The sequence below is a fragment of the Bremerella cremea genome, from assembly GCF_003335505.1.
Taxonomy (GTDB): Bacteria; Planctomycetota; Planctomycetia; order Pirellulales; family Pirellulaceae; genus Bremerella; species Bremerella cremea_A.
The window spans coordinates 585,936-596,642 of record NZ_QPEX01000045.1 but is presented as its reverse complement, the minus strand read 5'-3'; the positions used below and the strand labels follow the sequence as shown (position 1 = coordinate 596,642).

Sequence of the window (10,707 nt, the reverse complement as noted above, 5' to 3'; positions counted from 1 at the left end):
TTCCGATAGCAGTGATAGCACCGCTACGAATTTCTAGATCTCACCTTTCCTTGAGGCACCCGTGATGCACGACGTTTCCGCGTTTGCCAGTACCGTTTATCAAGCCCTTTCCAGTAGCCCACATTTTCCTGGCCGCAATCTGCAGGTCGAAGGAACAGAAGGGCGAGTTGTTTTGAAAGGGACTGTGGGCAGCTATTTTCACAAGCAAATGGCTCAGGAAGCCGTGCTGCGTGTCGATGGCGTTCACGATGTTGAAAATCAATTGGAAGTCGCCTGGCGTTAACCGGACCGGCTTCAACGGTCCAAGGTTATCGCTCCGCGAACCATTTCGATAACGAAAAAGACTGCCCTGCTGATAAGCTGGGGTGGTCTTTTTGCGTTTCTATTGAGGACTCGGCTGCGAAACAGGGCGACTAACGTAAACCCCGTAATTCGTGGAGAAAGCGCTTTAGCAAGGCTTCATCACGCGGGTGGGCACCCTCTTTATCGTCTTCTAGTGGCGCGTCACAATGCGCATCACGATATTGCCCATCACAACATTTCATAGCGAGAGGAAGTTTCATGAGTCGTCCCGCAGCGATTACCTTCAAAGGCAACCCGATGACTTTAGTAGGCGAAGAAGTCCAAGTCGGCCAGGCCGCTCCTGACTTCAAGTTGCATGCTTTCGGTTCAGAAGGCCTGACCTCGATCACGCCGGCCGATCTTAAGGGAAAGCCGACCATCATCAGTGTCTTGCCTTCGCTCGATACCGGTGTCTGCCAAATTCAAACCAAAACATTCAATCAGAAACTGGGTGGCTTGGGCGATAAGGTCAATGCGTTGACGGTCAGCTTGGACTTGCCATTCGCCCAGAATCGTTTCTGCGGTGCCGAAGGCATCGAGAATATCAAGCAGTACAGCGATTACCAAGATCGTAGCTTCGGCAACAACTGGGGCATGCTGATTGATGAGCTGAAGTTGCTGGCCCGTGGTACGTTTGTGCTCGATAGCGAAGGCAAGGTCGTCTACGCCGAAGTTTGCCCAGAAGTTACGCAGGAACCCAACTACGACGCTGCTTTGGCGGCGCTGAATTCGCTGCTGTAGTCGCGAATGAGGCTGGCGATTGCTGGCCCAAAAAATCAAGGGGATCAGTCCGATTGTCCAACAATCGATTGCCGCTGAGGCAAATCGTAGGATAATGGGGTGATCCCCTTTTTTGTCGCCGGAGCAAAACCATGAAGCTGATCCGAAAACATTGGGGCAAGTTGCTGGGCTTAGCTGGCGGCTGCTTTCTGCTCTTGGTAATCCTGCTCGTCGCTGCGCCTACCATCATGGCGTATGGGCCTATCCGCGACTTTCTCTTGCATCAATTGTTCAACGGGCAAGAAGTCACGGTGGCGGTCGATTCCGTTTCCGTCGGTTGGTTTCAATCGACGAAGATCGAGCATCTTCAAGTTGCTCAGAGGGAAAACAAATTCGACGTCGATGTCGCTGTAATCACCAACGATCTCTCGCTGTTTCAATTGATTTCACAGCCACGCCAGCTCGGGAATCTTGTGATCGAGCGGCCGGCGATCGTGCTGCAGTTACCCTCGGAAACATCGGATCTTTTTAACCGGGGCCCCGAGGCAGCGCCTTCGATCGATGAAGCGCAACTTCAAGCAGCATTAAGCCGGACGATTGATGTTTCGGTCTTTGATGCTTCCGTTGAAGTTCGCAAGCCTGGCCAAGGCGAGCCATGGGGATTCCAGAAGATCGCGTTTCTCGCGCAACTGCGGCCTGGCCAAACCGAGGCCGAGGGGCCGTCGCTTTTGGTGCCGGAAGCGACGTTGATGGAGCATCAACAGTTGACGCAAGCGATGTGCGACGACCTATTGAAGTTTGTCGCACCGGTGGTGACAGGGGTTACCAAGGTAGACGGAGACGTATCGCTTTCCTTAAAGGAAATTCGCGTTCCGCTGGCCGATCGCCAAAATTCGGTCGGTAAAGGAACACTTAGTATTCACGAGGTAAACCTAACCGGCTCTCCTTTGGTCCAGAAGATCACCGACTTTCTGGGCGTGGGGGCTTCCGTGGAAGTGTTCACCGATTGCAATATCGAATTCGAACTGGTCGATCGGCGGATCTATCATGAAGGGCTCGATTTTGGTGTGGGCAACCTGCGAGTCCGTACGCATGGATTTGTGGGGCTCGATAAATCACTCGATCTGATCGCCGAAATTCCAATTCCCTTGGCTGAGACCGGCGAGCTTCTAACCGGGGACAAGCCGAATCCGTTGCTGGCAGCCCTGCGCGGCAAGACGATTCAAATTCCGATTGTGGGAACGCTTGATAACCCTCAAATCGATGGCCAACGATTGGGGAATTCTCTTTTGTCTACCGCAGAATCAACGCTTCGCGATTTACTGCAGAACGAGAATCTGGAGTTGAATCTGCAGGGGGATGATGGCCAGATTGATGTCGAGCAGATCATGGGACTGACCGGTGCTTTGCTGCAAGGGGCCAATCGCGAGGGAGGATTGCTCGATCAGATGCGACAGAGGCGCGAGACCCCGCAGCAAGGATCGACCGATGCCGCCAAAGAAGAGGCACCGCCACAAGGGCTGCTGAAGCGTTTCTTTCGCCGCGTGGAAAAGAGCCTGAAAGAACCCCCGCCCGATGGCGAAACGGCCACCCCACCGAACGTTTCCGAAGATGGTGCGATTGATCTATAGCGCATTCGCGGAACAACCGACACGATCGTTGCTTTCAGTCAAGAGCATCCAAACCCAGTGATGGGTTTGGCAAGACAAATCCGCGCAGGGGAACCGTGCTGACCTATATTTGCCAGGTTTAAGCAATTGATAACGCGTGTGCGCACTTCCTGGCAGATAAAATGACCGATCGACTCCGCAATATTCAATACAAGTCGACGATACTCGATGGCCTTTACCGGGTGATTGATGCCGTGGCGATCATCTTGGGGATGGTCTTGGCGGTGCTAGGGGCTGGTGAACAGCCAGAGTCAGACCATCGCCTGGCAGTTGCGGCTGTGTTGGCGATCTATTACGTGGTAGCGGAGTTCACCGGCGTTTATCGCAATTGGCGTGGTGTTTCTACGCAACGGGAAATTGCCTGTGGCGTGCTGACTTGGACGATCTCGCTTGGCATTCTCTTTCTCTGTGCCACGCTGTTCCACTTTGATCATTCTTTTAATCGGTATGCGCTGGTGTCTTGGTATTTAACGACACCATTGCTGATGACGACCGCCCGAATGATATTGCGAACGATCATCCGCTGGATGTTGGCCAGCGGTGTGAACCAGTTGGGAGTGGCGATTGTGGGGGTGAATGAACTGGGAATTCAACTCGCAAAGAATATCCGCGATACACCTGACTTGGGCATGAAGGTCTATGGTTTTTACGACGACCGGCCAAGTTCGCGTTTGCCAGCGATACCAGATCACCTTGGGGCATGCGTAGGAAATTTGCACGAGCTGGTCGAAGCGGCACGCCGGGGAGAGATTCATCGGATCTATATTACATTTCCCATGCGAGCCGAAACTCGGATTCGCAACGTGCTGAATCATCTTGGCGATACGACCGCTTCGGTTTATATCGTGCCAGATTTCTTTGTGTTCGATTTGCTCCATTCGCGTTGGTCCGATATCCGGGGCTTGCCGGTGGTTAGCGTTTACGAGAACCCCTTGCTGGGCGTGGATGGAATTTTAAAGCGAGTGAGCGATATCATCCTGGCTTCGCTGGCTCTGCTGATCTTGGCGGTGCCGATGCTTCTGGTGGCGTTGGCGGTGAAGCTAACCTCGAAGGGGCCGATTTTCTTTAAGCAGCGACGATACGGACTCGATGGCCAAGAGATCTTGGTCTGGAAGTTCCGCAGTATGACCGTTTGCGAAGATGGGGCGACCGTTACCCAGGCAACCAAGAACGATAGCCGCTTGACGCCGATTGGTGGCTTTCTGCGAAAGACTTCCATCGACGAACTGCCACAGCTTTTTAACGTGCTGTTCGGGTCGATGTCGTTAGTTGGGCCTCGTCCGCATGCTTCGGCGCACAACGAACAATATCGCAAGTTGATCCAACATTACATGCTGCGTCATAAGGTAAAGCCAGGGATTACCGGCTTGGCTCAGGTAAGTGGTTGGCGGGGTGAAACCGACACGATGGAAAAAATGGAACGCCGCGTTCAGTGCGATCACGAGTACATTCGCAATTGGAGCTTATGGCTTGACCTGCGCATCCTCTTCAAGACGGTGTTCGTCTTGTTTGGGGATAAGAATGCCTACTAGGCTCGATTCACAACCCAAGCCAATCACAACACGGTGCGATTGGTGTTCATTCAGGCGTGGCCAGCAAGAAGCCGACTAGGTCACGCATTTCGGTTGGGCTGAGAATCTGCTGAAAGCCTTCCGGCATGATTGACTTTGCGGAGTCCTTTTCTTCTTCGATCGTGGCAGGATCCAACTCGAACCGTTTACCGGTCGTGTCGACAAACAACCTGCGTTCATTGATCCCGGCGACCGTTATCGGGTAGCCTACGTGCACGTGGCCGTCGTCGGTCAATAAGATTTTGGGAACATACATCGGGGCGATCTCGCTGCTTGGCTGTAAGATCGATTCCAACAGGCGTCGCTTGGTAATGCGTTGGCCGATGTACGTTAAATCGGGGCCGATATCTGCGCCATTGCCATTAAAACGGTGGCAGCGAACGCAGTAGCCTCCCTTCGAGGAAAAGAACGTGCGGCTGCCGGCTGCGATATCTGCGGTCCCTTGAATCTGCTGAAGCCAGCCATCGAGGTCGGTCGGAGGGAGCGGGTTGGCAATGGTCTCGGTACGTAGCGTCCGTTCTGCTTCCTGGCGAACGATCGGATTCGTATCTTGGGCCAACTGCTGCAGAACCTCTTGATGCTGGTCAGCATGGTCAGAAAGCCCGACGACTCCCCAGGCCCGTAAGGTGGCGTCGCGAGATTGGTCTAAAGCCACTTCTGCCGCGACCTTTTCCGCAAACTCGCCACCACGAAGGTAAAGCGTGCGCATTGCTTGTTGGGCCAACTCGGCATGCGAAGAGTTGATCATCGCTTGTAGTTGCTCTGGCTTTAGCGGTTCGCTGCGTGGATCAATCAGACGCAAAGCAATGGTTCGTAGTTCTGGCGTTTGGTTTTCGTCGGTGATGATATCGACAAGCATGCGTTGTTGAACGATATCTTTCCCCCCGCCGACGCTGCCCGATTCGAGCCAGGCGATGGCGCTTAACAGCACGGGAAGTTCCCGCGTGGTGGGAGGGTGCGTTTGAAGTCGCTCTTTCAGTTGCGGGAGGTAGTCGGTTTGTTTTAGGTCGGCTATCCATCGCATGGCGAAAATACGGACTTCATCGTCTGGATCGTTGAGGGCCTTTTTCAGCATTTCGGGACGATCGAGCAGAAACTGGCGTTCGTTTGCCCAACGCATTGCTTCGAGAATCCCTGCCCTTTGCGAGCCACTGGAAACATTAGCCAGGTCGATTTCTTGAAGCCGCTGGAGATGCTGCGAAAGGCCATACACGGCGGCTTGGCGTAAGAAGGGATCTGCTGAATCAAGTTGGTCGAGCGCGGGCGAGCTTGTCCGCAATTTCGCCGCGAGTTCCTCTTGTGCCGAAAGAGGCAAGGGTTGGCTGGCAACTGGCTGCTCTTTCCAAGAAAGTCGCCAGATGCGTCCTCGGCCATGCACCGGGTAACTGCGATCGACCCAATCGGTAAAGTACAGCGAACCATCCGGAGCAATCGCGAAATCAACCGGGCGAAAATCAGGATCGCCTTGCACGACGGTCTGGGCAGTGGCTTGCACGCCTGCTCCGTTGTGGCCGAGATGGAACGTTTCGATGCGATGATCGCCCCAACTGGTGCCCCACAACTCGCCAGCGTACCAGACGATACCACTTGGGGCTTCACCGGTGCCGGCGACCATGGGCAAAGTCCCCGGCAGTTCGCCATTCCAAGCTTGCAGCGGATGAACGCCGGTGCGGCCGTAGCGGAATTGGTAGCCGTAATCGCCACCAGGAACGATCTGTAGTAGCCGACAAGGGGGACGGCTGTCCGGATCGTTATCGACCATGAAGAGTCGTCCCAGCGGATCGAAGACCATGCCAAACGGATTCCACACGCCGGTTGCCATCCGTTGCAAGTCACTGCCGTCCATTTGGCAATGATAGATCGTTCCTCCTTCGCCACCCCCGGTTAACTTGGTGCCGTCGCTGCCAACAATGGTGTACGGTGCTCCCAGGTTTTCTCCCAGGCCAAAATAAAGCAGCCCGTCTGGGCCCAAGGCCAGCCCGGCCAGCCCATCGTGAGGATAACGTTCCTCGGTTTCCAGATGCGCGATCTCGTCACGTTGATCGGCGACATGATCTCCGTTGGTATCACGGAGCCGAAAAACTTCCATGCGCGTGGCCACGTAGATCGAACCATCTGGCGACGTACGCAAGCTCATGGTCGCTTCTGTCCCTTCGTAGAAGGTGCTCCACGTATCGAACTTGCCATCCCCGTCGGTATCGGAAAACCGACGAATACGATCTTTCGGCGGGCCTTGGTAATCGCTTTGGCGATGATGCGTGTGGGACTCGATCACCAGTAGATCGCCGTTGGGGGCGAAGGCGATTCCAATGGGGGTGACGATGTGCGGCTGCTCGGCGATCAGTTCCAGCTTCAACCGCGGGTCGAGCACTCGCGGAGCTTCCGCAGGCAGGACCGAAGCAAGGCAAAAGAAACCCATCAGGCTAAACAGAATCGGTCGGCAGGAAAGCATCGCAAGGCCTAGCGGGAGAAAAATGGGGAAGGGGAGCGAGGAGCGGTGAAATCGAGGTTGTTTTCGATTATAAACGAAGCTGCTGATAACTTCCCACCTTTCCCTGCTACCCGCTGAAAACTCATGAAATCTCCAATTCTCGGTCTCTTTACCGTTTTGTTTCTTGTTCTGCCGGTTTCGTTTGCACTGGCGGAGGATTCTTGGTTGACGTTTGAAGGAAAAAATGGCCCAGGCCAAGGGAAATCGATCGTCCTGATCAGCGGCGACGAAGAGTATCGCTCGGAAGAAGCGTTGCCGATGCTGGCGAAGATCTTGTCGCAGCATTTTGGTTTCAATTGCACGGTGCTGTTCGCCGTCGATCCTGAGACTGGCGAAATCGATCCGAACAATCAGCAGAATATTCCCGGCATCGAGAAACTCGATACGGCGGACTTGTTAATTCTGATGACGCGCTTTCGTAACTTGCCGGACAAAGATATGAAAGTGATCGACGACTACCTCAAAGCAGGGAAGCCAGTGATTGGAATACGCACCTCGACGCACGCTTTTAACATGTCGGACGAAAGTGCTTATAAGCATTACGACTGGCGCAAAAACGGTGGCTTTGGCAAGCAGGTCCTCGGCGAGACATGGGTGAGCCACCACGGGCATCACAAAGGGGAAAGCACTCGCGGGGTGATCAATCAAGAGTACAAAGACAACCCCATTCTGCGCGGCATCGACGACCTATGGGGGCCGACCGACGTGTATGGGATTCGGAAGCTGCCAGCCGATGCCAAAGTGTTGATGTACGGTTCCGTGCTCAGCGGGATGAAGCCAGGCGATAAGCCGATCGAGGGAAAGAAGAACGACCCAATGATGCCTCTTGTGTGGACCATGCCGTACCAACTGGAAGGGGGCAAGCAGGGGACTTCGCTATGCAGCACGTTTGGCAGTGCGGTTGATTTTGAGAACGAGGATGGTCGCCGGTTGATCGTGAATGCCGTGTTCAGCCTGTTAGGCATGAACGACAAGATCACGCCGGATCTGAACGTGGATATCGTCGGAGAATACCATCCCAGCTTCTACGGCTTCAACGGCTTTAAGAAAGGAATGAAGCCGTCGGATTACGATCTGAAAAAATGAGCTTAGGTGGCTCGGCGATCACCCGGCGTGGCAGTGTCGCGCCGGTCGAAGCCGCTGCGGCGTTCGATTTCTGGATAGCTAACCGGCGGGAGGGCTGGTTGATCGGTCGCGCGACGTCCGCGACCGTTGACCTCAGGCTGCGAACTCGCGACCGTTCGGCGATCGCCAGGAGTTGGTCCAGCATCGGTATCGGTTGCCCGTCGTCCCCACAAGCGATCGGTCCAACGACGTCCTTCGCTGCCGGGGGTAGGGGCTAGTAAGACCACCAGACCAATGCCCAAGGCCATGCCGCCTATCAAGCCGCCGCCAGCGATGACCGTTTTGCTGGGGCCGATTGGATATTCGCCGAGTGTCGGTGTATCAATTCGAGTAATTAGGCTGGAGGTTTCTGAAGCGCGTTGGTTCGCTTTCGCGTCGGCCAGTTTTTGGTGAGCTTCTCGCAGCACGAGCGTACACTTTTCGACATCCGCCACCAGATTGGCATAAGGGGCACGGATGGAAGCCAACGAGTCGAGGCGTTCGCGAACTTCTTTTTCCTGCTTTTCAATCGAAGCCAAGCTACTCCGTTGCACTTGAATATCGGCATCCAAGCCGCGAATCGCTAAGGCCAGTTCGCTACGCAGTTTCTGGCGGACTTCTTCCTCGGAGGCCATCGCCGATTGCACTTGCGGGTGGCTGTTGCTCATTTTGCCTTGCAGCTCTGATGTCCGCAGTTGGGCGTCGACCAGGCCATCCTTCAACCGCCGTAGCGCCGGCTGGCTTTCCAGCAATTGGTTGGGGGTCGCGATGAGATTGTCCGGATCGTCTTGAGCGGCTTTCAGGATCTTCAGTTGTTCCTGCTTACGAGCCAAGTCGGACTCGCCGTCGCGGATTTGTTGCTTGATCTGATTCCACGAGTTGCGCAAATTACCGTCGCCGGAAGAGGTGTCGTTTAAGCTACGCAGTTCTCCCAAGTCGCTACCGACTTTGGTTTCTTCCGCTTTGAGGGCGGCGGTAGCTCGGTCGAGTTCCACTTGGGCGAGATGCTGAGCATCTTGCAGTTCTTTGATCACACTGTTGGCACGCCGATTACGAATGTCTTTTAGCGTTTTGTCGATCTGCTTGTACAATGTTTCCGCCAGCAAGAAGGCACGCTCGCGGGAATCGGCGTTGACCGTTAAGTGCAGCACTTCCGTCGTACCGAATTCGGCACCGTTTGGTGGACTGATTTGAACGTTCTTCCGCAGTGATTCAATATCGGTAAGCGTGGGCCATTTTGCTCGTGGAGAAGCAAGTGGCGGAGGGCCGACTTCTTCCAGTGTGGCTTCTAGTACGGCCTGATTACGGGCGACTTCCACCACCATCTCTTGGGCAGCTTTCATCGTGTCGAGGCTATCGAACCGCCCTTGTCCGCTCAACTGACCGGCGGCTTCGTCGCGCAAGATCATGGATTGGGTTGCTTGCCACTCGTCTGGTTTCACGAGCGCATAGGTGGCCGCTAAAAGAAAAACGGCGACCGATAAGGGAACCCAGATTTTCCACTGGTCGCGCAGAAGCTTGACGTACTGATGAACTTGATGAGGCAACTGAAGCTGGCTCATGGTGACTTCCGAGGGCAGATTAGAACGGTTGTATCGATTGTGCCCCAACAACGCGCTTGCACCATGGGGCTGGTACCTAACTCTAGGGCGCCAGGAACCGCATGTTGTCTGAATTACGAGAATCGTGTGGCAGAAAGGAAACCAATCGGCGCAGACGTTTGGCCTGTTGTGGCTAGATCCGCTAAAGCCATCCCCAACGCGGAAGCAAACTTGAAGCCGTGCCCGGAAAGCCCACTGGCAAAGTGCAAACCAGGATGGGCGGGATGGGTGCCCAAGAGAAAGTGCTGGTCCGGTGTCAACGTGTACATGCACGCGGCATGGCGAATTCGCTGGTGAGAAAGCCGAGGTAAATAGCGTGACAGAAAGTTCTCCACCGAAGTTTGATCGGCGTTGTCTTCGGCCTGCGAGTGCAGCTTGGCGTGGGCAAGCGGTTCACCACCGTCATGCCGGGCCAGTTTTACCCCTTGGGAATCTATTTGAGGGAAGCCGTAATAGATTCCTTGCGGCGTTTCCATGAGAAACACCGGAAACTTGCTTTGCGCGGTATAGTGCGGAGATTCGTTGGCGTACCAGTAAAGATGCTTTCGCAGAATCGTCAACGGAACGCCAAGGTCGGTAATCAATTGAGCCGCCCAAGCTCCACCACAGATAACAAGCTGCTTGGCGCGTACGGTGTTGCCGGTGGTGTAAAGGACGAACTCGTTTCCTTGATCTTCCCAGCGCTCGACCGGGGTATCGGCAAGGAGCGTTGTCCCTAACTGCTTTGCGCCTGTTAGGTAGGTCGCAATGCATTCTGAGACCAATAAGTAGCCGGCGTCTCGTTCTAAAATGCCAACAACATTCTCGGGCGATTGAACCCCGGGAAACGTGCGTGGGATTTCACTCGCCGTGAACGATTCGATTGCCAGGTTATGCTTTGTTGCGCTCTGGCGAATGCCGGCGATCACGTCGCCTTGCTCTGGGCCGATTTGCAGAACGCCGGTTGGGAAATAGAGCTGCTTGCCTGCCAGTTCTTCCAACGCATGCCAGCCCTGATAGGCTTGTTGCAGGAGAGGGACGTAATCGGGATGCTCGAAGTAAGCCATCCGAATCACGCGGGTATCGCCATGCGAGCTGCCGCGCGAATGCGGAGGAGCAAACCGATCGAGGCCGATTACATTGGCTCCGGCTTGGGCCAGATGGTAGAGTGCCGCGCTGCCGACGCCGCCAGTACCAATCACGGCCACGTCGTAAACGCTCATCGTGGC

At 54.9% G+C, this 10,707-nt stretch carries 8 protein-coding genes; 5 read left to right on the top strand and 3 right to left on the bottom strand.

What is annotated here, in order from left to right:
• Positions 1–64 precede the first annotated feature (64 nt).
• The 4 genes from DTL42_RS23250 to DTL42_RS23235 all read left to right on the top strand — a co-directional run bounded on the left by DTL42_RS23250 (position 65) and on the right by DTL42_RS23235 (position 4,264).
• Entirely contained in the window at positions 65–283 is a 219-nt protein-coding gene (locus DTL42_RS23250) for a BON domain-containing protein (RefSeq protein ID WP_114372714.1), read from the top strand.
• A gap of 278 nt (positions 284–561) precedes the next feature.
• A complete protein-coding gene (tpx, locus tag DTL42_RS23245) occupies positions 562–1,083 on the top strand; it encodes a thiol peroxidase (protein ID WP_114372712.1) in 522 nt (173 codons plus the stop codon).
• Positions 1,084–1,214: 131 nt separating this feature from the next.
• Positions 1,215–2,693: a hypothetical protein gene (locus DTL42_RS23240; RefSeq protein ID WP_114372710.1), complete on the top strand. Its 1,479-nt coding sequence runs from the start codon at positions 1,215–1,217 to the stop codon at positions 2,691–2,693.
• 161 nt (positions 2,694–2,854) lie between these two features.
• On the top strand, positions 2,855–4,264 hold the full coding sequence (locus tag DTL42_RS23235; RefSeq protein ID WP_114372708.1) for an undecaprenyl-phosphate glucose phosphotransferase: 1,410 nt from the start codon (positions 2,855–2,857) through the stop codon (positions 4,262–4,264).
• A gap of 46 nt (positions 4,265–4,310) precedes the next feature.
• Here DTL42_RS23235 and DTL42_RS23230 read toward each other — a convergent pair whose 3' ends face one another.
• Positions 4,311–6,755, bottom strand: coding sequence for a PVC-type heme-binding CxxCH protein (locus DTL42_RS23230; RefSeq protein ID WP_114372706.1), 2,445 nt, complete (start codon positions 6,753–6,755; stop codon positions 4,311–4,313).
• A gap of 123 nt (positions 6,756–6,878) precedes the next feature.
• On the opposite strand from DTL42_RS23230, the gene DTL42_RS23225 reads away from it, so the two are divergent.
• A complete protein-coding gene (locus DTL42_RS23225; protein ID WP_114372704.1) occupies positions 6,879–7,880 on the top strand; it encodes a ThuA domain-containing protein in 1,002 nt (333 codons plus the stop codon).
• Positions 7,881–7,882: 2 nt separating this feature from the next.
• Here DTL42_RS23225 and DTL42_RS23220 read toward each other — a convergent pair whose 3' ends face one another.
• A complete protein-coding gene (locus DTL42_RS23220; protein ID WP_114372702.1) occupies positions 7,883–9,460 on the bottom strand; it encodes a GumC family protein in 1,578 nt (525 codons plus the stop codon).
• Positions 9,461–9,573: 113 nt separating this feature from the next.
• Positions 9,574–10,701, bottom strand: a complete 1,128-nt coding sequence (solA, locus tag DTL42_RS23215; protein ID WP_114372700.1) for an N-methyl-L-tryptophan oxidase — start codon at positions 10,699–10,701, stop codon at positions 9,574–9,576.
• Positions 10,702–10,707 lie beyond the last annotated feature (6 nt).